The sequence below is a fragment of the Nocardiopsis sp. CNS-639 genome (assembly GCF_000381685.1).
Taxonomy (GTDB): domain Bacteria; phylum Actinomycetota; class Actinomycetes; order Streptosporangiales; family Streptosporangiaceae; genus Nocardiopsis; species Nocardiopsis dassonvillei.
This window is the reverse complement of the sequence record NZ_KB906860.1, coordinates 108,333-129,747: the sequence shown is the minus strand read 5'-3', so window position 1 is coordinate 129,747 and position 21,415 is coordinate 108,333. Positions and strand designations below refer to the sequence as shown.

18 protein-coding genes are annotated in these 21,415 nt (G+C 69.4%); 10 read left to right on the top strand and 8 right to left on the bottom strand.

Annotated elements, in window-relative coordinates; all coding sequences use genetic code 11:
* The first annotated feature begins 163 nt into the window (after positions 1–163).
* From G011_RS0113250 to G011_RS32450, 5 genes are all read left to right on the top strand, one after another.
* Complete coding sequence (locus G011_RS0113250) at positions 164–1,363, top strand: helix-turn-helix transcriptional regulator (protein WP_155979761.1); 1,200 nt, start codon at positions 164–166, stop codon at positions 1,361–1,363.
* 5 nt (positions 1,364–1,368) lie between these two features.
* Positions 1,369–2,250, top strand: a complete 882-nt coding sequence (locus tag G011_RS0113245) for a phosphotransferase enzyme family protein (RefSeq protein WP_026338268.1) — start codon at positions 1,369–1,371, stop codon at positions 2,248–2,250.
* Between the two features lie 113 nt (positions 2,251–2,363).
* Positions 2,364–3,494 carry a helix-turn-helix transcriptional regulator gene (locus tag G011_RS31715; RefSeq protein ID WP_019608880.1) on the top strand — a complete coding sequence of 377 codons (1,131 nt, stop codon included), beginning with the start codon at positions 2,364–2,366 and terminating at the stop codon, positions 3,492–3,494.
* A 15-nt stretch (positions 3,495–3,509) separates the two neighbouring features.
* Positions 3,510–4,217, top strand: coding sequence for a 5-formyltetrahydrofolate cyclo-ligase (locus tag G011_RS0113235; RefSeq protein WP_019608879.1), 708 nt, complete (start codon positions 3,510–3,512; stop codon positions 4,215–4,217).
* Positions 4,218–4,396: 179 nt separating this feature from the next.
* Positions 4,397–5,224 carry a hypothetical protein gene (locus G011_RS32450; RefSeq protein ID WP_036552666.1) on the top strand — a complete coding sequence of 276 codons (828 nt, stop codon included), beginning with the start codon at positions 4,397–4,399 and terminating at the stop codon, positions 5,222–5,224.
* A gap of 384 nt (positions 5,225–5,608) precedes the next feature.
* Here G011_RS32450 and G011_RS0113225 read toward each other — a convergent pair whose 3' ends face one another.
* Positions 5,609–6,853, bottom strand: a complete 1,245-nt coding sequence (locus G011_RS0113225) for a hypothetical protein (protein WP_019608877.1) — start codon at positions 6,851–6,853, stop codon at positions 5,609–5,611.
* Positions 6,850–7,740, bottom strand: coding sequence for a dihydrodipicolinate synthase family protein (locus G011_RS0113220; protein WP_019608876.1), 891 nt, complete (start codon positions 7,738–7,740; stop codon positions 6,850–6,852). The genes G011_RS0113225 and G011_RS0113220 overlap by 4 nt, the downstream gene beginning before the upstream one ends.
* 222 nt (positions 7,741–7,962) lie before the next feature.
* Between G011_RS0113220 and G011_RS0113215 the strand changes: the two genes are divergently transcribed.
* Positions 7,963–9,171 (top strand): IS110 family transposase, encoded by a 1,209-nt coding sequence (locus G011_RS0113215; protein WP_026338267.1) that lies wholly within the window; start codon positions 7,963–7,965, stop codon positions 9,169–9,171.
* Positions 9,172–9,190: 19 nt separating this feature from the next.
* Here the strand turns inward: G011_RS0113215 and G011_RS0113210 are convergent, their stop codons facing one another.
* A complete protein-coding gene (locus G011_RS0113210) occupies positions 9,191–10,492 on the bottom strand; it encodes an aminotransferase class I/II-fold pyridoxal phosphate-dependent enzyme (RefSeq protein WP_026338266.1) in 1,302 nt (433 codons plus the stop codon).
* Between the two features lie 273 nt (positions 10,493–10,765).
* Here G011_RS0113210 and G011_RS0113205 point away from each other — a divergent pair, with 273 nt between their 5' ends.
* Positions 10,766–11,356, top strand: a complete 591-nt coding sequence (locus G011_RS0113205; RefSeq protein WP_231391446.1) for an NUDIX hydrolase — start codon at positions 10,766–10,768, stop codon at positions 11,354–11,356.
* Between the two features lie 55 nt (positions 11,357–11,411).
* On the opposite strand, the gene G011_RS0113200 is transcribed toward G011_RS0113205, so the two are convergent.
* From G011_RS0113200 to fxlM (G011_RS0113185), 4 genes are all read right to left on the bottom strand, one after another.
* On the bottom strand, positions 11,412–12,548 hold the full coding sequence (locus tag G011_RS0113200) for a lanthionine synthetase C family protein (protein WP_019608872.1): 1,137 nt from the start codon (positions 12,546–12,548) through the stop codon (positions 11,412–11,414).
* On the bottom strand, positions 12,535–15,480 hold the full coding sequence (locus tag G011_RS0113195; protein WP_231391472.1) for a lantibiotic dehydratase: 2,946 nt from the start codon (positions 15,478–15,480) through the stop codon (positions 12,535–12,537). The genes G011_RS0113200 and G011_RS0113195 overlap by 14 nt, the downstream gene beginning before the upstream one ends.
* Positions 15,481–15,560: 80 nt before the next feature.
* Positions 15,561–15,770: an FxLD family lanthipeptide gene (locus G011_RS0113190; protein WP_019608870.1), complete on the bottom strand. Its 210-nt coding sequence runs from the start codon at positions 15,768–15,770 to the stop codon at positions 15,561–15,563.
* Positions 15,771–15,780: 10 nt separating this feature from the next.
* On the bottom strand, positions 15,781–17,049 hold the full coding sequence (fxlM, locus tag G011_RS0113185) for a methyltransferase, FxLD system (RefSeq protein ID WP_026338265.1): 1,269 nt from the start codon (positions 17,047–17,049) through the stop codon (positions 15,781–15,783).
* A 307-nt stretch (positions 17,050–17,356) separates the two neighbouring features.
* Here fxlM (G011_RS0113185) and G011_RS0113180 point away from each other — a divergent pair, with 307 nt between their 5' ends.
* The 3 genes from G011_RS0113180 to G011_RS0113170 are packed head-to-tail and all read left to right on the top strand — an operon-like array spanning position 17,357 to position 20,032.
* On the top strand, positions 17,357–18,529 hold the full coding sequence (locus tag G011_RS0113180) for a DNA-binding transcriptional regulator (protein ID WP_019608868.1): 1,173 nt from the start codon (positions 17,357–17,359) through the stop codon (positions 18,527–18,529).
* 4 nt (positions 18,530–18,533) lie between these two features.
* Positions 18,534–19,109: an isochorismatase family cysteine hydrolase gene (locus G011_RS0113175; protein ID WP_019608867.1), complete on the top strand. Its 576-nt coding sequence runs from the start codon at positions 18,534–18,536 to the stop codon at positions 19,107–19,109.
* Positions 19,106–20,032: an FAD-dependent oxidoreductase gene (locus G011_RS0113170; RefSeq protein WP_019608866.1), complete on the top strand. Its 927-nt coding sequence runs from the start codon at positions 19,106–19,108 to the stop codon at positions 20,030–20,032. The genes G011_RS0113175 and G011_RS0113170 overlap by 4 nt, the downstream gene beginning before the upstream one ends.
* 119 nt (positions 20,033–20,151) lie before the next feature.
* Here G011_RS0113170 and fxlM (G011_RS0113165) read toward each other — a convergent pair whose 3' ends face one another.
* Positions 20,152–21,366: a methyltransferase, FxLD system gene (gene fxlM, locus G011_RS0113165; protein WP_026338264.1), complete on the bottom strand. Its 1,215-nt coding sequence runs from the start codon at positions 21,364–21,366 to the stop codon at positions 20,152–20,154.
* Between the last annotated feature and the right edge of the window lie 49 nt (positions 21,367–21,415).

The following is a 21,415-nucleotide window of genomic DNA, read 5'->3' as shown; positions in this document are numbered from 1 at the left end:
AGTTTTCTGATATGCGGCCTCACCTGCGCCGGTAGACCATGACTGGGCACGGAAAGGATGGTCGCCGATGACGCTCTGCCGCAACTGCGGACACAATAGGCCAAAAGGTGCATGTGGGTGTATTCCCGGTTACTTCTGGGGGCTTGCCGACGTAAGGCAGGCCGTGGCTGACCACGACGCCGCCGCGGTGATCCGCGCCCTGCGCAAGCACACCAACTTGGGCCAGGTCCCCATCGCCCGTATGGCCGGGATCTCCCAACCCAAAGTGAGCGACATTGAAAAAGGCGGCACGCTCGCTTCGGTCAAACGCAATCACGAGGCCCTGGCGGGCCTGGGAGCACCTGAGCACGACCACTCCTCACCCACGACGCACACACCCGCCCCAGCTGCTCCGTCAGCGCCTCGGGCACCGGCCACGGACTTGGCCGCACTGCTCACCGACAGCGCCGACGACTACGCACTGGCCACCCTGGAACACCAACTCGCCCGCCTGGCCAGCGCCTACGTCAGCAGTCCCTCAGCTCCCCTCCTGCCCCGCGTGCACGCCCTGCGCGACACCGCCCTGGGCCATTACCAGGCCGGCGCCCGCCCCCGCCACGCCCGCGACCTGCTGGTCATGGTCGGCACCTGCGAACTCCTGCTCGCCTACGCCGCCCACGACAGCGGCAACAGCGCCGCCGCACGAACCCACCTGGAACGCGCCCACCAGTGCGCCGACTACACCGAACACCTCCACCTGCACAGCTGGGCCGCGGGCACCCGCACCCTCATCGCCGACTGGCAGCCCACCCCCCAAGCCCTGGAGTTGGCCGACCACGTCGAACGCCTGGCACACGGGCCGCAGGCCTTGGCGCGCATCACCGCCATCAAGGCCCGCGCCGCCGCCCGACGCGGCGACCAGGCCACCGCCCGCACCGCCCTGGACCAGCTCCAGAGCCACCCCCTGCACGCCCCCGAGGATCCCGAGGACCTCAGCGTCAAGGTCGGAGGCATCTTCACCTTCCCCACCCCCAAACGCGACTACTACACCGCCTCCACCCTCGTCCTGCTCGGCGACGCCGAACCAGCCCTGCACCACGCCCACGCGGCGATCGCCGCCTACGAAAGCGGCCCGACCGCGGCCCGCAGCTACGGCGACCTGACCTTGGCCCGCGCCGACCTGATCAGCGCCCACCTGCTCCTGGGAGACGCCAGCTCGGCCTTGGCCGTCCTGGACGACCTGGCCCGCACACCCTCGCCCGCGCGCATCCAACAACTGCGCTCCGCCGTGGCCTCCTGCGTCCGCCTCCTGGCGAGGGCACCAGTCACCGCGGCCGAGTCCCGCCAGATTCAGGACGCGCTGGCGCAGCTGCGGATACCGTGAAGGCCATGAGCGCCCCCACGACCCCGCCGGCCCTCCTGACCGCGGTTGCTGCCCACCTGGATACCCCCGTCGCTGACGGCACGCTCGTGCGCCACCACGGCACCCAGGTCTGGCTCCTGCCCCGCCCCCACGCCATCGTCCGCATCATGGCCACCGCCCACACCGACGCCGCACAAAGGGCGCTGACCCTCACACGTTGGCTCCACGACCAGGGCCTGCCCGTCACCGAACCCTTGGTCGACACCCTCTTTGCTCACCAGGACCAGGTCGCCACCGTCTGGCACTACTACGCTCAGCCCGCCGAGGCCGCCCCCACCCCGGCCGACCTGGGCCACCTGCTGGCCCAGCTGCACCGGCTCGGCACCCCGCCGCCCTCCCTGAGCACCACGCTGCCCGAGTTCGCCCCTCTGGCCCCCCTGAACGCCACCTTGGACCACACCACGACGCTCCCACCGGAGCTGACCGCCGACCTCAAGGCACGCATCAAGGACCTGCTGGCGGCCTACGCCGAACTCACCTTCCCACTGGGGGCCGGGCTCATCCACGGCGATGCCTGGCTGGGCAACGTGCTTTACAACAACCAGGGCACCCCCATCCTGGGCGACTGGGACGAATGCGCCCACGGGCCCCGCGAACTCGACCTGGCCAACCTCTGGCAGGGGCGCCGCTTCGGCCGCACCCCGGCCGAACTCGATGCCTTCTCCCGCGCCTACGGCTACGACCTGTCGGCCTGGGAGGGCATGGACGTCCTGATCCGGATCCGCGACCTGCACACCTTGGGCTCCTACGTGCGCGCCGCCGACCGCGGGGACACTGCTGCCCGCGACCAGCTGCTGCACCGCATCGCCACTCTGGACGAGACCACCACCAGCTGGATCACCCGGTAACCCAGATGAGCCCGTTGTGCCGCAACTGCGGAAGACCCCGAGAAGTTCTGTCCAGCACCGGGTGCGGGTGCATCCCGACGTGGCTGTGGGAACTGCCCGAGACGCGGCAGGCTGTGCAGGCCAAGGACGTCGACGCCCTCATCCGGTTGGTCCGGCGCCACACCGACTTGTCCCAGCACGCCCTGGCGCGGATGACCTGGGTGTCCCAGGCGATGATCTCCAACATCATCAGCCACAAGCCAGGGCTGAAGAGCATCGACCGTATCCATCGTGCCCTTGAAGGACTCGGCGCCTGGGACCACGTTGCGTTTTCCCCGCAACTGTCTCGGTCCCAGCAGCGCGGCCCTGTCCGGGAGCCTCTGGCTTCCGATACCGGCACTGTGGGCTGGCTCAGTAGCGAACTCCAACGCCTGGAACGCGACTACGACGTGCTGCCTTCCGCCTCCGTGCTCGCCGAGGCCGGACAGCTCCACGGTGCCCTCATCAGGACCAGCACCAGTTCTGCGTCCCAACTTCACACGCTGCTGGGTCTCAGAGGCAGGTCAGCCCTGCTCATGGGACAACTCGTCTGGGATGCTTCCCACCGCAAGGACGGCTCCACCGCAGCCATGTATCTAAACGAAGCGGTCCTGGCAGCCCAAGAGAGCAGGGACCGCACGGTTGCCGCGAAAGCGCTTCTGCGACGCGCATTCATTCCTCTCTACAGCAGCGGCGGAGACCTTCACGAAGCCCTGGCCAGCGCGCAACGCGCCTCCCACGCTGCCGAGGGCCACCCCGCGACCCAAGCCTCGGTGGCCCTGCACATCAGCGAGGCCCACGCCCGCATGGGCAACCGAGCCGAGGCCGAACACCACTTGGACGCCGCCGACACCTACGCGCAACGAGCCGACCTCGACACCGACGAATGGTCGGGGCGCCGTCTGCGCATGGCCGGCTCCATTTACCTCGCCCTGAACTGTCCTGACCGGGCTCAAGCCCTTCTGGAGCAGGCCGTTCCTCTACTGCATGGGCGTGTCAAATCCCAAGCCATCGTGGTCGCCAACCTCGCCTTGGCCCACATACGCCAACGTCGCCCCGATCACGCAGTACAGTCCCTCCAACAGGCCTTGGGCATGGTCGAAAGCACCCGGGCTGGCGGTGCCCTCCCCCTGGTCGCCACAGCCTCACGCGAACTGCGACCGTGGCGCCGCGAGCCCTGGGTCGCTGACGTCCACGACCGGCTGTTCACCTTCCTCGCTTCCTGACACCGAAAGCAGCACATGAACACCAAGGAGCAGGTGCGCCAGCGCGTCTGGGAACGCATGGACACCGCAGGTGCCGGCCGGACCGGTAGCGTCCAAGGCAAGATCCCCGACTTCCACGGCGCACCGCAAGCCGCTCAACGCCTGAGCGAGCATGAACGGTGGCGCGCCGCGCACGTGGTCAAGTCCAACCCCGACAAAGCCCAGGCCGAAGTACGAGAGGCCGCGATCGACGCGGGCAAGCAGGTGTACATGGCCGTGCCCCGCCTGGCCAGCCTCCAGCCCTTCTACTCCCTGGACCTTGCCCTGGGAGTGCCAGGGCGTGTTTCCGCGACGAAGGCGTGGGCCGCTGAACACGCCCCGCGGGTCACGGTGCCCCAGATGCGTCCCGTGGATGTGGTCGTGTGCGGAAGCGTGGCCGTCAATTCCGCAGGGGTCCGCCTCGGTAAGGGCGCTGGCTACAGCGACATCGAGATGGGCCTGCTCGCCGACGTCGGGCTCCTGGGCCCTGAGACGTTGATCGTTACTACCGTGCACGATCTTCAAGTCCTCGACGAAGACCTGCCCGAAGGGCCCCATGACGCCAGCGTCGACCTCATCGTGACACCGACCCGCACCATCACCTGCCCACCCCGACGCCGCCCCCAGGGCATCTTCGTTGACGCGTTGAACACCAAGCAGAAAACGACCATCCCGGCGCTGCGCCCCTACCTCCAAGCCCAGTGAGACGCGGCACGGGTGCACGTGCTCGTCCTCTGCCCTGAACTATCCCGACGCTGTCTTCTCCATCTCGATGACGGTGGGCCGCTTCGCCGACGGGTACTTGCTGACCTGCTTCGGCCGGGCGCGGCTGTTACCTCAGCCGGAGTTTCAGCCAGTCGAAACACAGAAGGCGAAGTGCACCAGTGACCTCACCCGACCTGCACCAGGCCTGGCAGGACGCGCTCAGCGCCCTGGAGCTGACCACACCGCCTGCGCACACACCGAGTCAGGGTGTGGGCGGCCGGACCCTGAGCGGCCCCGTCACCCGTACTGACGGGTCTCCGGCGTGGCTGCGTGTGGCGTCAGCGCCCCGGCCGGGCGGCCGGATGTGGAAGGGCAACCTCGTGGCTGAGAAGACCCTGCCCGCCCACATTCCCCGACCCCGGTTGCTGGCCGCACACGAGTGGGGCTCGGGGCCGGTGTTCCAAGCGCTGGTGTTCTCCCGTCTGAACGCGTTCGCGGTGTCCCCGACACCGGACCTGCAAGGTCCGCCCGCCGTCGACTCCGCCTGGTGGAGTGTCCTGCGCACAACCCTGCACCAGCTCCGACAGGTCCCCGCCCCTGCGGGCCGACACAGCCATACCCCCGGGTTCATCGAACGCCTGCCCACCCACCTTCCCGAAGTCGGCCGAGCAGGAGTGGACCTGGCCGTTCGCACCTGGGTGACCTCGCACGCGGACCTGCACTGGGCCAACCTCACCCGCACCCCGCTGACCCTGCTGGACTGGGAGGGGTGGGCTGCGGCACCGCTGGGGTACGATGCCGCGGTCCTGCACGCCTACGCCCTCACCCACCCCGAGACCGCGGCCGAGGTCCGCGAGGTCTTCGCGGACGTGCTCGACACCGCCGACGGCAGGCTCGCGCACCTGGTCATCTGCGCCGAGATCATCCAAGCTGCCCCACGGGACGCACTGCACGCACGCCTGGCCCCGCATGCGCGCGCGTTCGCGCTCGACCTGCTCGCCGACTGACCCCGCCTTCACCCACGGCTGGGCCCGCCCAGCGCCCGGGGGCACACCGACTCAGCCGGGTGGGTGCAGCCAGCCGAAACAAGGCCATTTCCACGGCAGCGCCGCTGAGGGGCATAACGATGACCCTCCTGCTCACCTACCAGGACCGTGGCTGGATCGACGAACTTCACCAAACCCGGGGCAGCGCGTCTACGCTTGGTTGATTACGTCGATCAGAAGCAGGAACGCTTGTTCACGGGTTCGCGCAACAGCGTCCATGCCATCGGCCCGGAGATGTCGATGAGATTCAGCAACGGCTCCATCGGGGAGGGCATGAGTGAACGACACGACCACGGGTGCCAAACCCAGGCATGAGATCTGTGTTTCGTGTTCGAGCACCCGCCGTCAGGGACGGTGTCGTCCATGGTCGGGGTCCGCAGGTGTGCCGCGCTTCTCCGCTGAGGCGGCGGGACGGTGGGCGAGACGGTCGAGTTGGGAGACCAGGGCGGCCAGGAGTGTGAATGCGGTGGCCAACACCAAGGGCAGGTGTACCCACACGCCGATGATCGCCCCAGCCAACGCTGTCCCAGCCGATCCAGCGGTGATCTTGAGCGCGCCGATCCACACGAAGATCTGCCCGCGCGCCTGGGGCGGGGAGTACTCGGTGCGGGCAGCCAGCGTCGCGGCAAAAAAGTAGGCGTTGGCGACCCCCACGGCCGCGTAACAGAGTACCGCCGCCCACAGGTTCGGCGCCGCCAGCGCGAAGGCCAGGGCAACGGCCACGGCCAAGGCCAGAAGGCTCATGAGGCGATCGGCCTCCCCACGCGGGGGACGAAGCATCACCCCCGCGGAGCCGACGAGGTTTCCGGCGCCGTAGGCGGCGGTCAGGGCTCCGGCGGCGGCAGCGGCAGCACCCAGCCCTGTGGTGGAGTGGACCGCGGTGATGGGCAGGACCGCGACCGCCCAGGCGACCACGATGGTCAGGTACAGGGTGCGGCGCAACCGCCCCGAGACCAGCATGATGCGCAGGGTCCGCAGCGGGCGCGGCACCTGGGTGTCCTGGACGGCGGGGGGTGCGAACGGCAGCAGGAACACCAGGCCGGCGGCTGCGAACGTCGCTGCGGCCAGCACCAGCGCCGCGACCGTCGGGGAGGACCAGGCCGAGATGAGCGCGACGATGGTCGGCCCCAGGGTCCCGCTGAGCCCGTAGGTGGCCACGTCCCAGCCCTGGGCGCGCCTTTGGCCGCGCCGGGTGGTCCCGGCGATCGCTGGGAGCCTGCTGCTGATCCCGCCGGTCAGGAAGGGGCCCACCAGACCGGAGGCGATCAGCAGCAGAGCCGGTACCGCTATGGGGGTGTGGGGGTAGGCCAGCACCGCAGCGGCCAGGGCCGCCCCGTGCACCAGGGCCGCCAGGGCGATGACCTTTCGCCCGTCGGCGGCGGTGTCCAGGGGGCGAGCCACGAAGGGACCGAGCAGATGCGGGGCGGTGATGCACGCCCCCAGCAGCCCGCCCACCCAGGCCGGTCCGCCGCCGGAACTCACGATGAGCACCACGGCGACCACGCCCCCGGCATCGGCCGAGCGGGCCAGCGCCGCGGCCACGACGTAGCGTGCGAGGCCCCCTCTGGGAGGCGCGGTGGCCTGGCTCATGACAGGTGCAGCTCCTCCACCACGCGCACAACCTGCTCCCGCTGGGAAGCGGTCAGCCCCAGAAGTGGACGGGGCAGGCAGGACGGGGCGACCAACCCCAGGTGTTCAGCGATGACCGCCGTCACCCGCAGGCTGCCGTGGGCGGCGAACAACTCCCACAACGGCCGCAGGCGCTCGGAGTGGGCCAGGGCGCCCTCGGGGTCGCCCTGGCGTGCGGCGCGCACGATCGGCAACACCGCCTCGGGCACGGTGCCGCCCACGACGGAGAACCACGCCTGGCAGCCGGCGTTCAGACCGGTGGCGGCGGCGCTGTCCCCGGACACGCCGATGCTCACATGGTCGGGCACGACCGCGCGGATCGCCTCGACGTGGCTACGAGCGGCGGTCTCGTCCAGCGGGACCGGGGGGATCTTGATCGCGGCCACGTTAGGCAGGGCGGCGATGCGCGCGTACAGCTCGGTCGAGAAGGTGAAGTGCGTCGTGCCCGGGTTGTCGTAGACCACCAACGGCACCGACAGCCCTGCGGTGACGTCCTCATAGAGTCCGAACACGTCCTCGTCGGTGAGCGGCTGGTAGCTCATCGGGGCCAACAACACGGCCGATGCCCCGGCTTGTTGGGCGTCCTCGGCCAGAGCCTGCACGTGGGAGGTGCGCAGCGCGCCGATACCGACCACCACCGGCACCCCACCTGCCTCGCGCACACTGGCCCGGGCGACCTGGCGGCGCTCGTCGCGGTCGAGGTAGGCGTAGGAGCCGGTCGATCCCAGCGCACCGATCGAGTCGACACCGGCGTCGACCAGGCGGGTGATGAGCCGGGCGTGTGCGGCTTCGTCGAAGCGGTCGGCGTTGAGCGGGGTCAGAGGGAAGGCGCTCAGTCCGGTGAACATGGGGGTTCCCTAAGGTTGTAGTTGTTCAGGACGGGATGTTCTGGATGCCCAGGACGGTGGGGTGTGGCTGATGGGGTGTTTGCCCAGATGGCTCGAGGAGAATGGCCGCCCCACCGTCCGGGACTCCCCGACCTCTGATTGAGATCTGCGAAGAAGTCGCTGTTTAGGGACCTGGTGGCGGGGCTGTCCACGGGGACCACCGACAGCGAGGAGCGGCATCGCATGAGCACAGGGCCGATGTGGATCGGGATCGACGCGGGCAAGACCAACCACCACGCCACCGCTATCAACAGCATCGGTGAGGTGGTCTGGTCCAAGCAGGTCCGCAACGATCAGGCCGCCATCGAGACCCTCATCGACAAGGCCACCGCCACCGCCACCGGCGCCCAGGTCCACTGGGCGGTGGACCTGACCAACAGCTACGCCGCTCTGCTCCTGGCCGTGCTCGGAGCCGCCGGCCAGACGGTGGTCTACGTTCCGGGCCGGATGGTCAACACCATGACCAGCACGTTCGGCGAGTCCAAGACCGACGCCAAGGACGCCCTGGTCATCGCCCAGACCGCCCGCATGCGCCCGGATCTGTCCACGGTCACCACCCCGCCGGAGCAGGTGGCCGAGCTGGCCCGGCTCACCGCCCACCGAGCGGACCTGGCCGCGGACTGGGTGCGCGGCGTGAACCGGCTCCGCGACCTGCTCGGAGCGATCTTCCCCGGCCTGGAACGGGCCTTGGACTACACCCAGCGGTCCCCGCTGATCCTGCTCACCGGCTTCGCCACCCCGGCCGAGATCCGCGACGCGGGCGAGGACGGGCTCCTCGCCCACCTGCGCGGGCACGGTGCGCACCGGCCCAGCCTGGCCAAGATCGCCGCCACCGCGACCGAGGCCGCCCAGGCCCAGACCATCGTGCTTCCGGGCGAGGCCAGCACCGCGGCCCTGGTCAAGCGCCTGGCCGCCAAGCTGCTGGAGCTGGACCGCGAGCGCAAGGACCTGGACAAGACCATCACCGGGGTGTTCCGCTCCAACCCCCAGGCCGAGATCATCGAGTCCCTGCCCGGGATGGGGCCGATCCTGGGAGCGGAGTTCATCACGGTCACCGGCGGGGACCTGGCCGCGTTCGCCCACGCGGGCCGCCTGGCCTCCTACGCCGGGCTGGCGCCGGTGAGCAAGGACTCGGGGCGGGTGAGCGGCAACCTCAGACGCCCCAAGCGCTATAACCGGCGCCTGCGCAGGGTGTTCTACCTGGCTGCGTTGTCCTCGATCAAGGCCGATGGACCCTCGCGGGCCTTCTACGGCAAGAAGCGCGGGGAGCGGATGCTGCACAAGCAGGCCCTGCTCGCCCTGGCGCGCAAGCTTGTGGACGTGCTGTGGGCGTTGCTGCGCGATGGGAGGCTCTTCGAGCGCACGGCACCGGTCAGGCCCGTGGCGGCTTGACACGGTCATTGAGATTCTCCTAGTTGATCGAGGCAAGGGTGGTGGACAGGCGTGCGGCGAAGGCCTCGGCGTGCTCGGGGGCCAGGGTCGCGGTGGTGATGCGGATGGCCGGTCGGTGGGTCAGGGTGAACAGTGATCCGGGGCGCACGGCCCACCCGTGTGCGGCCAGCTCCTGCACCACGGCCGCCTCCGCGTCCTCGGCCAGCGGGACCCACACGTTGAGACCGTCCGGACCGGCCAGCCAGGGCACGCTGTGAGCGTGAAGCGCGTCGGTCAGCAGCCGACGGCGACGTGTGTACACCTGGGCGGCGTGGTCCAGACGTGCCGGTGTGGCGGGGTCGGTGAGAACCCTGGCGACCAGGTGTTGCAGGAGGTGGCTGACCCACGTGGCCGCCTCCAGGCGGGCCTGCAACCGGGCCGCGGTGTCGGCGTCGCACACGGTCAGGCCCAGACGCAGGTCCGGGCCCAGGAACTTCGACACCGAACGCACCAGCGCCCACCGTGTGGATTCGGGCGGGGTGATGCGCCAGTAAGGGGTGCGGGCCAGCGCCGAGAAGTGGTCGTCCTCGATCACCAGCACGTGCGGGTGATCGGCCAACACGGCGCGCAACTCCCGGGCGCGCTGCTCGGTCAGGCTCGCACCGGTCGGGTTGTGTGCCCGAGGCGTGCACACCATCGCCCGCGCCCCGGTCTCCAGGGCGGTCCGCAACCCCTCGGCGCTCATGCCGTGTTCGTCCATCGGCACTGGCAGAGCACGGTAGCCGTTGAGGCGGAACGTGCCGATGCTCGACAAGAAGCACGGGTCCTCGACCGCGACGGCGTCCCCGCGTGTCAGGTGCGCGCTCAGCAGACGCTCCACCGCGTCCACGGCCCCGTGGGTCAGCACGAGGGCCCCCGAGTTTTCGGTGTCGGGGAGCATGCGCCGCCGAGCCCAGTGGTCCAGCGACCTATCGATACCGGGAGCACCGTACAGGACGGTCTCGTACCCCTGAAGATCGGGCAGCGGCGGCAGGAGCGCCGGGTCGGGATTGCCGTCAGCGAGGTTGACCGTGTTCACGGGCGCTGAAGCGCCTTCACCGGGGACGGAGACGACGTCGCGCACCACCGTGCCCCCGCGGCGGCGGGTCTCGACCACACCTGCGGCTGCCAGTCCGGCGTAGGCGGCTGCGACGGTGTTGCGGTTGACCCCTCTCCGGGCTGCAAGTCCACGGACCGAAGGCAGGACCTCCCCCGGGCGCAGCTCCCCTTGTGCGATCAGAGCGCGTACCGAGTCGGCGATCGCGGCGGCGGTGTCTCCGGTGATGGACGGCTCTTCAGGCATGCCTCCACCCTACATATTTATGTCCTAGGACAAAAAAAGGGGGTGTCTGGTCGGGTGCGGTCAGACCCGACGCTCTGCGCCGGGCGCGAATCCCGGTCCGGACATGGCGCTGCTTCGTTGGCCGACCACTCCCATGGGGAGAGACTGTTCCGTGTAATACGCGCTCGTTGAACAGATACCGCTTGTAAGCTGCGAACCAGCGGCAAGCAGCCACACGCGTCCTCTGGAGCTGACCTGTGCCCCTTCCTCGCTTTCGCCTGCGAGCCTTTGACCATGGAGAACGTGGCCCCCGGACTGGTGTGGAGGTGGCCGGTGGCGGTCACTGACGCGCACATCAGGGCCACCCTGGCCACCTACCTCAAGCGCTATCCCGAAGAAGCCGCAGCGCTTGCCGAGCCAGCACGGTTGTTGCGCCAGGGCCGGGATTTCGCCGCGCGGCGTACTTTCCCCATGCACGTGACCGTTGGCGCGCTCCTGGTCCGTGATGAGGCCGAGGTCTTGTTGATCGAGCACCGCGCCTATGGGTTGCTGTTGCAGCCTGAGGGCCATCTCGAACCCGAAGACACCACGCTGGTTGAGGCGGCCATGCGCGAACTGGTGGAGGAGACCGGAGTGGAAGCCGACGCGGTCTCCTCCCTGGCGCAGCCTCCCATCTACGTCGAGTACGGCCAGGTCCCGGCACGACCCGACAAGGACGAGCCAGAGCACTACCACCTCGACTTCGGATACGCCTTCACGACCGTCCACGCTGAGATCGGACGCATCCAGGAGTCCGAGGTCACCGGTGCTGGCTGGTACCCGCTTCCGGTGGCAGAGCGTCTGGTCGGGCCTCGTATCGCGCGAGTGGTGCACGCGTTGGCGTGAACCGTCCCTCAAGCACACGCTCTGGGGGTGCTCCGGTTCATGGGGCGGGGTCGTGTCAGGTGAGCAGCAGGACCCGGGACCAGCCGGTGGTGTAGGTGTCTTTCAGGGCCAGGTGTGTGCCAGCGTGGCCTTCCAGAAGCCCGGGTTCGAGCAGCTGCTCCATCTCGGCGGTCAAGCGTGTGCGTAGATCCTCGATCAGCGGGGCGAACCGCTGTGGGGTGCGGCTATCAGCGGCGACGGCGCGGGCGAGGTTCACCAGCCCGGCCCAGCCGTGGCAGAGCGAGGCGTCACTGATCTTTCCCAGGGCGGTCGGGTTGCTCAGGGTCCGCACGAAGGTATCTTCCACCGCCCGACGTCGAACCTCGTCGGCCAAGGCGAGAGCGGCCAAATGTTGGGCGCGTGCCAACCCTGGAGTTCCGTAGCACCAGGACGGAGGGCCAGAGTGGATGTCTGTGCGTGAGCTGTTGCTGACGAACCAACGGGGCCACCAGGTGCCTGTCTCGTCGCGGCGCTGGTTGTCGTCCAGCGCTGCGCACAGGGTTTCCATCGCTTCCCGGTGTGCGGGCACGGCGCGGCCGCTGCGGTAGGTGAGTGCGAGCAAGCTCAAGATCCCGCCGAGGCCATGTGCCATGCCGGTGTTGGCGTGACCATGGGGGAAGCCGGGGTCGAGGCGGCCCCACGGGTCGTGGTGCACCCACCAACCGGGGTAGGAACGGCCCCGGTGACGCACCGGTCTGGTGAGGCGGACCAGGTAGGACAGCACGCGCTCCAGCAGTGAGGAACTTGGGTCGATGGCCCACACCGCCACCCCCACCCCGGTGAGGCCGCTGACGAGGTCGTACTCGGTGAAAGAGGCGAGGTCACCCCGGTCGATTCGCTGGTGTGCGGCCTCCAGCCGCTGAACAGTCATCTGGTGCAGGTAATCGCGGACGGCGGCGCGAGCCTGCTGGTAGTGGCCAGGCGGGGTGTGGGCGAGGGTGAAGGCCACTGCGGGGAGGCCATGGAAGAGCCCGGCGCGGCCCGTGGGGTCGGTGACCCCACCGGCCAGGGACCTGCTCAGCCAGGTGTGCACGATCTCAGGCGGGCTGCCTTGGGCCAGGTGCGCCAGCGCGATCCCCAGGTCGCCTTGGGCCAGGGACAAGGGGGCGTGGCCGCTGCTCTGCGGTGTGGAGTGCGGGTCAGGTGAGGGCATGGGTGCTCCGGCGGTGGTGGAGCTGGGATAGGACCAGGCTGCGGGTGAGCGCGAGCAGGTGGTGTTCGTCCTCGCGGTCGGGGCCGTGCACACGGTTGTGGTGCATGTGCCACAGCGACGGCAGGACCGCTCGCGGGTGGTCCAGGTGGCGGCGGTAGGCGGCCAAGGCCCGGTCTCGCTGCTCCCACGCGGCGGCAAGGTCTGGGGGGAGTTCGTCGGGGTGGGCGCGCAGGTGGCGGGCCAACGCCAGGGCGTCGCGGTCCACAGGCTGGGTGGAGCGGGGCAGATGCTCGGTGAGCCAGGCAGGGGAGGCGCCCATCGTCTTACTGATCCGCAGCAGGGAGAGAGCGGCCAAGGCTCGGTGCTGGTGGGGGTGCTCGTTCGCAGCGTCCAGTTGTGCGAGCGCGGTGTGGCTGTCGTGGACGAAGACTGTCTCGGCGGCGTCCATGGCCGGGCCCGGCCCGTAGCGGGCGTACTCGGGCCGGTAGGTGTGCACCACCAGCGTGTGGAGCAGACCCGACGCGCGCAGCTCCTGCCCCCACAGGCCCAGAGCCGATTCCAGGGTGCCGGCCGGAGCCGTAGCCTGCAGGCGTAGCCGCAGGTGGGGGCCGTTGTGGTCGCGGTAGCGCACGAACCACGCCTTGACCGGGGCGTCCGAGTGCTCGCGCAGGTCGGGCAGGGCGGCCAGGACGTGGAGGAACAGGGACGCGTCGGTGTACAGGTGAGCGGACAGCCATGTGTCGCTGCCAGCCTTTTCCAGGTCGCGGCTCCCCAGGGCTATCGGAGAAGGCGGGGGCCCGGGTCGGGGCGTGGGGGGTGTGGTGGTGCCCATGGGAAGGACGAGCTCGTGGGCGTGGCCATCGCACCAGGCGAACCCGGCTGGGTCAGGTGCCTCGGTGAGCACAGCGGTGCCGTGCCGGTCCAGGTGCTCGCGCAGCAGGAACTGGTGGGCCTGCTGATCCAGGTCCAGTGGTAGGTGCCGTTCACCGTCGGCCAGTAACACGCGTTGGGGGAGCGGCAGGTGGGGGCGGGTGCGCGCCACGGGCCAGTTGGCGCGGGTCAGGCGCCACTGGGCGGGGGACAAGATCACGCGTCCGGTGCGCAGCCGCGGTAGGAACGGGGTGCGTGCGGTGGCCTGGGGCCATAGGTGAGGGGTGAGGTAGAGGCTGGTGCGTGCCTGGGGCAGTTCGGTCACGAACCGGGCCAGGGGGTGGGTGTAGTGGCGGGTGTCCAGTGCGCTGGGGTGGAAGGGCTCCAGGATCCTTTCCGTGGGGGTATGCACCAGGCGTAGGTGGTCGGGGTCGATGCGCACACCCACCTCGCGGGGATCGATGACCTCAACATCAGGCCGCGCGGGCGGGTGGGTGTCGATGACCAGAACCCGGGAGGCCATCACCGGGGTGCGCGCCACGTGGGCGGCGCTGTGCGCCAGGGGTGGGGCCAAGACCTGTACAGGCACCGCGCTTTCGGTCAGGGTGGGCAGGTGTGCGTCCACTGGCTCGGTGGGCACCATGCCGTCCAGGTGAGCGAACCGGCCGGTGAGGGTTCCCACCCCCTTGGACAGCCCGGTGATCCACAGTTGGTAGTCGCCCGCGTCGACCGCGGCAGCGGAATCGGCCAGCAGGTGGGCGCGGACCTCGGCGTGCGTGGGTGTCCGCTCGGGAGCTCGGGCGGTCAGATGTGCCCAGACCGGAGCGTCCAGGTCCACCTCCACCTGGCCGCGCAGGGCAGCGCTCTGGGCTGCGGCGACCAGTTCTTGGTCCTGATCGGGTGCCATGTCTGAGGCGGGCGGGGGCAGGCGGGTGCCGGTGAAGGAGGAGGGCCAACCCAGCCCGGCGGGGCCGGTCAGAGTGAGCAGGTCCACGATCGAGCCTTGGCCGTAGGTGTCCAGGCAGCGCCGGTGGTAGTCCACCCACGCCGGGGGGCCCGACGGGTGAGGGGCCAGGCAGGCCGCCACACCGGCCGCGCGGGCCGCCTCCCGTGCCACGTTGTGGTGCACGCTGGCCTGTGCCCCCAGCCGGGTGTCTACCGCCACCTCCGGGCCGGTGTCGAGGTTGACTGAGGCCAGGTGTTCGCGGACCTGGTCGCGCAGTGGCGGGCGTTCGGCAGCGTTGGTGGCGGGGTGGTTGTGACGCTCCAGGGCCTGGGCGGCCATGGCCAGGTCGGCGTGGTGTGCGGCCAGGTGGGCCAGAGGGCGGGGGTGCCACACGGGCGCTGGTGCGGAGCTGATCAGGAGGCGGTGGTCGACCAGATGGGCGACCAGGGCGGTGACCGTGTTGGGATCGGTGGTGGGGAACTCCCGGGTGAGAACAGCGTGGAGTTCTTCCACGGGTGTGGGGGCGCGGGCGTGCTCCAAGGCTAGAGCGACGGCGCGGGTGTGGCGGATGGACACTGTGGCGGCCTGGCGCGGGTCATCGCGGTGCGGTGCGTGCGCCAGGACGAGCCGATCGCCGTGAACGCGTGCCGTCTGTGAGGCCACCACGGTGATAGGCCCCGTGGGGGCGTGGTTCGCGCAGGTGTGGGCTGCCAACCAGCGAGGGGCGGGGTGGGCGATCTCCTGGTGTGTGTCGGTCCAGGACACGCTGGTGGAGGTGGCCAGATCCAGGGGGGCCACCCCGGCGAACAGTCCGAAGGGCGTGGCTCGCCCGTGAGCGCGCAGCAGGTAGCGCATCAGCGCGCACGTGGCACGCCGAACCCTCTTGTCCGCAAGCGCTACGTCGGCGCGGATCACTCCAGCCAGGTATCGGGCCAGAGAGGGGCTGGCGGTTTCTACCGCCGCCCGCAAGGCGTGGTCGTCAAGGAAGTGCTCGCCGATCCAGGATCTCAGCTCCTCGGGTGAAGCGGTGGAGGGATCCGGCCACTGCTGCCCGGCCCTGGTGGGTCGGGTCGCGGCGCGCAGTGAGGCGGTAAGGGATGTCAGGGGGGTGTACACCACGATCCGTTCTGCTCAAGGCGCCAACCGGGGGCCGGGTGCTCGCCGGAAACGGCGAACACCCAGCCAGGCACGGGGTGCTATCCGTTCTGGGTGCAGCTCGGGGTGCAGGCGGACTCGCAGGTCTGCCCGCAGCCGTCGTTGGTCATCGACCACAGCGACTCGTCGATGACCGGGACCTGGACTCGCAGGTCCAGGTCGAAGAGGTCATCGGAAGTCGAGGCCGGGGCGCGGTCGCGGCTGGTGGGCACCAGCCCGGCGGGGGTGGGGGTTGCGGTGAGTGCGCTCACGGTGACTCCTTTATTCGAAGGGGTTGGTGGTCCAGTTCAGGACCGTGTGGGTGTGCCGTTTGGACACGACACGCCCTGCGGGAAGGTCTTCGGCTGAGGTGTCGGCGGGCACCAGGTCGATGCGCGGGCCCGGTCCACCGCGGTGGTCGCGGTCCCACACACCGATCAGTTCGACCATGTTCTGGGCGGCCTGGCGGGCCTGGGCGCCGTGGCCGACGGCTCCGAACTCGTAGAGCTCGGGGTCCTCAGTGCTGGGGCGCAGAGCCCGGTAGGCGAAACTGGCCCCGTCTTCGCTGACCAGGGCCGGGGTGCCCATGAGCACGACCGGACGGAGCAGATTGGAGGTGATCGCACCGCGCTGAGCAGTCAGCAGCGCCCACCCGTCGGCGGCCGACGCCAGGTACAGGTCCAGGGCATCGGTGGGTTCGTTGGCGCCCACGCACACCCCCGACCAAACGGTCACCCCTTCCTGAGCCAGGGCCTGGCGCAGCGCCTCGACGTCCACCTGTGGGCCGTCCTCCAACCGCAGCCCGACCTGGGCCCCCTCCTGCTGGTGCAGCAGCGGCATGTGCTCCCAGTGCTCCCCCGCGCCCTGCATGCGCACGAACCCGCACATGTCCGCGGCCAGGCAACGCCACCGGCCCGGTTCCTCGCCTCGCTCCAGCGTCAAACAGCGGGTCAGGCCGCGGATGCGCATGGGCACCACCACACGCCCGCCCACCGCCAACTGCTCCTCCCAGGCCGGGGCCAGATCCCAGGCGCCGGCGGTGACGACGATGCGGTCATAGGGGGCGCGGGCGGCAAAGCCGTGTTCTCCGTCGGTGACCGCCAGGTGCACCTGACCGATGCCAGCTTCCATCAGGCACTCTTCGGCGCGCGCGATGACCTCAGGGTCGATGTCGATGGAGGTCACCTGCCCCGTCTCGCCGACCAGGTGGGCGATCAGAGCGGCGTTGTAGCCGCCGCTGCCGATCTCCAGCACCCGGTGTCCGGGGCGGATGTCGGCGCGCTGGAGCATGAGCGCGATGATGCTGGGAGCTGACACTGAGCTGAGCGCGACCTGCGTGGCCTTGTCGTGTTTGGTGACGATCGCCTGGTGCTGGTCGTAGGCCTCGGCCAACGGCAGACCGGGCACGAACACCTCGCGCGGCACGGTACGCAGCGCCTCTTCGACCCGGTCAGGCAGCCTCTCCATATCCAGGTCGGCTCGCTCCTTGACCAGCGCATCAACCATGCTCTGGCGCGCCTGCTCCGGGGTCAGGGCGGATGTTGGGGGCACGGACACTCTCCAAGCGTTCGTCGTGGACAGGTGCAACGACCATGGCAGAGACCACACGCGAGCCGCAGGCACTCCACACCCTTCACCGCCAGGTCCTCGCAACGCCCCACTGCTGGATCGCTGGGACGCCGACCTTCAGCTGTGTGACGTTTCGTTCGCAGCATGTGATCGATCCGCTGTGACCAGAGTCGCGCGTTCCCGTCCGCAGGAGAATGACGATCCACCGAACCAACACCGCACCGTCACCGAACCGGGTTGGTTACGCTGAGCCCGCATCGGAAGGGAAGAGGAGAGGAGGTGCCCTGGGATGACCACAGTGAGCAGGTGGACCGGTCGCGAAGCAGGGCTGCTGCGCACAGCCTTGAGGATGACGCTGTGCGAGTTCGCCCACTACCTAGGCATCAGCGACCGCACCATCTCCAAGTGGGAGGCGGGCGGTGCAGGCGTGGTGCCCCGACCGCACAGCCAGGCCCTGCTCGACACCGCCCTAGCCCGCGCCTCACCAGAAGCCCGACGCATCTTCGAGCACACGCTCACCGCGCCCCTGCGCCCCCAAGTCCCCTCGCCACGGCGCTCAGGAGCGATCGCCGTGGAATCCCACAAGTTCATTCCGGTGTTCATCGGCACGGACGCCGCAGCCGCGCTCACGGCCGCCTACCCGGCCTCAGTGCCTCGACCGACTCTGTGGCTGCAGCACGTACACACCTTGCTGGACCACCCCCAAGCGCGCAGCTGCACTCTGTACGTCTTCTCCTGCGGCGTTGCCCTCTTCCACCTGGTGCAGGACCGCACACCGCGCGACCTCACCGAACTAGCGCTGTGGCGCTACCGCACCTACGCCCACGACCTTCCCTGGGCCGAACAGACCCTTCACCAGGCCCTTCACCACGCCTCCCCCGACCCACCGCCAGCTGCCGAATACGTTCTCTCCCTCTACCGCTTGCACCACGGCCCCTGGGAAGGCGAGCGGCTGGACACCGCCCTGCGCCTGATGTCTACACCCTCGGTCCTGGTCGACCGGCAATCCCCTGGAGGCCCGCACCCGGCCGACCCGTCCGTGGAGAAGGACCTGCTCGACCGCGGCTTCGACCACCAGGACATCGTCTCCTTCGGAGTGCCCAACGTCGCCCTCGGCCACGCGAGCTGGTCCGGCGTGGCCTACCACGCCCACGCGCCCGAACGCGCCCTAATGATCGATGAACTCCTCACCTGCGAACTCACTGTGCAGGCCCTGTGGTGCTTTTGCCGCAGGGTCGAAGCGATGATCGAACAGGGCCAGGACCCGGTCATGCCCGAACCCTACGGATGGCGTTTCCTGCGCGCGGCGCACTCCCGGCTGGTCACCGCACGCGCCCAAGAGACCGCCCAGTACCGTCTGATGCGCGAGGCGGTCATGGCAACCAGTGGTCTCACCGAACGATTGCGAGCAGCGCAGGAGGCCCTGCGGGACACTCACACCGACACCGTGGAAAGGCAGTAACGGCATGGACACCACACACCAGGCGCTCATCGTCGTCGACGTCCAGAACGGCTTCCTCAACCACCACAGCCGCCCCATGCTGGCGACGCTGTCACGGCTCCTGACCGCCTGGGCCCCTGCAGGGCGCCCCGTGGTGTTCACCCGTTACTTCAACTACCCGGGCAGCTCCTTCGACCGGCTCCTGAACTGGACACGGCTCCAAGAGCCACCGGAGACCGACATCGCCGCCGAGATCGCCCACCACGCCACCGGCGCCGCCGCGGTGATCGACAAGAGTGGGTACTCGTGCTTCACCGACGACTTTCGCACCCTGGTGGAACAACGAGGCTGGCAGGACCTGTACTTCTGCGGCGTGGCCACGGAGAGCTGCGTCCTCAAATCGGCGGTGGATGCCTTCGAGCTGGACCTGAACCCCTGGATCGTCACTGACGCCTCGGCCAGCGACGCCGGAGCCGACGTGCACCAGGCCGGGCTCACCGTCGCCCGACGCTTCATCGGCGCCCACCACCTGGTCACCACCGACCAGGTGGTGTCCGAACTCGTTTCCTCCACGGCCCCGGGGGCGGAGGTGGTGTCATGACTCTCACGTCCGCTGTTGACGCTGATCTGCTCATCATTGGTGGCGGTCCCGCTGGTTGCGCCGCCGCTCTCATGGCCGACAGCTTGGGTTTGCGCACCGTCCTGGTCGAAGAGCACACCGTGCTGTGCCACAAACTCCGCCACATCGGCGACCTGGTCAACGTTCCTGGTGGCCACACCACCGGCCACGCCTTAGCTGAGGCGATCACCCGCGACATCGACCGCACCCGTCACTGCGTTGCTCTCCTAGGGCAACGGGTGGACTGTCTGCAGGGAACCGACAGCCATGTCACCGCCACGGTCACCACCGGAACAAGCATTACCGCGCCGCACACTGTGGTCTGTACCGGTGTCGCTCCACGCCCTGTGCATGAGGCCGACTGGATCACCACACCGCCCGGCTTGACCCCGCCACCCCTGTGGGAGGCCCACCCCACCGCCGCAGGAGACGCCCCCCGTGATGTCCTCGTGCTCGGTGCTGACCGCCCTCTGGGCACCCACCTGAGGGCCCACCCCCACACCCGCGACCGCTTCCTTGTCGTCTACCCGCCCGCTGATATCTACAAGACCGACGAGATCCGTGACGACCCCCGGGTCCACCTGCTGCCAGCACACCATGTGGCCTTGAACGAGACAGACCGTCTGCGGGTCGACATCACCGACCACCGTGGGCAGGTGACCTCCTGGTCGGCTGATGCCGCCTTCACCAACATCGGTGGACGGCCCAACCCGCCCGCTAGGGGAGTCATCAGCGCTCCGGACGGTTACTGCCCACCCGAGGGTCAACATCCGCGTATCCGCATCGCCGGTGATTTGCGCTCGGCACGCTTCCAACGCATCACGACCGCCATGGGATCGGGCAGCGAGGCTGCCCTGGCCGCCTACTACACCGCTGAAGCCACCTCGAAGACACAACTTCGATGACCCATGGACGAAGGGTGGACATAGCCCAGGCGCGGGCGACCGCAGTGTCTGCTCTCAACGGCCCACCATCGAGATCCTTCACCGCGCTTGCCATCGGTCGATACCGCGGGCGAGGTTGCTCACCAAACCAGGACCGTGCGCGTGTGCGGCTTGTCCAAGACCCGGACTCGGTCGGTGGGCAGATGGGCGTCGGGCGTCCCGCTGGGCCAGACCTCGATCCGCGCCATGGAGCCGTCATGGCGGTCCCAGGCTCGGAGGATGTCGATGTAGTCCTGGGCGGCGCGCTCACCGTGGGGTCCGTAGGCGAACACCCCGACCTCGAACCGGCCTTCGCCCAGGGGTCGCTTGGTGCGCACCGCCACGCTTCCCCCATCGGCGAGCACCACCGGGACCGGTTGGCGGGCCAGCGGCCCGGCAGGGCCGTGTTCGAGGACGTCACCGGCCACGTGCAACATCGCGTACCTGTCGGCGTGGCCCGCGATCCACAGGTGCAGCCGGTCGGGGTGCGTGAACTCGATCCCTGGCCAGAACTCCGTACGGGGACCGTGCAGGGCCTCGCGCAGCACAACCACGTCCACCGGCTCCTCCGCGCCGTACAGGGCGATGTCCTCCCCCTGCACGGCGATCCCGCGCTCCTCGTGCGCTCCGGCGCCCTGCATGGGCACGAACACGGTCAGGTGGTGGTCGGGGCGACTGACCAGGTGGTCGCCCGTGCGGTCGAGCGCCACGGTGCGGTTCACCCCCCGCAACCGCATCGGGGTGACCAGACGGCCGGTGTCGGTGAGCTGCCGAATCCAGGCCGGGGGCAGGTCCCACGCCCGGACGGTGACGATGATGCGGTCATAGGGAGCGAACGCGGCCACCCCGAACTCGGCGTCACCGGTCACCACCCGCACGGCCTTGTACCCGGCCTCGTCCAGGTAGCGGCGTGCCCGGTCGGTGACCGCCGGGTCGATGTCGATGGTGGTGACCTCACCCTCGACGCCGACGAGTTCAGCGATCAGCGCGGCGTTGTAGCCACCGGAGCCGATCTCCAGCACCCGCATGCCGGGTTCGAGACCGGCCTGGTCGAGCATCATGGCCTGCACCCGTACCGCGGACATCGAGCTGGTGATGAGCCCGTCCTCGGCGCGCTGGATGGGCGGTGCGTAGTCGGTCGCGTAGGCCTCCTCCAGAGCCACCTCGGGCACGAACACGTGCCGGGGAACCTCCCGCAACGTCTGCTCGACCCGCGGCGAGATCGGGGTCATGCCCCACTCTCCCTGGAGCCGGATCAAGGTGTCGACCATGTCGTGGCGGGCCTGGTCGGGACTCGTCGTTGGCGTAACAGGCATGCGTGTCCTTCGTGATTGTCGTCTTTGGCACACACTCGACCAAGCGGAC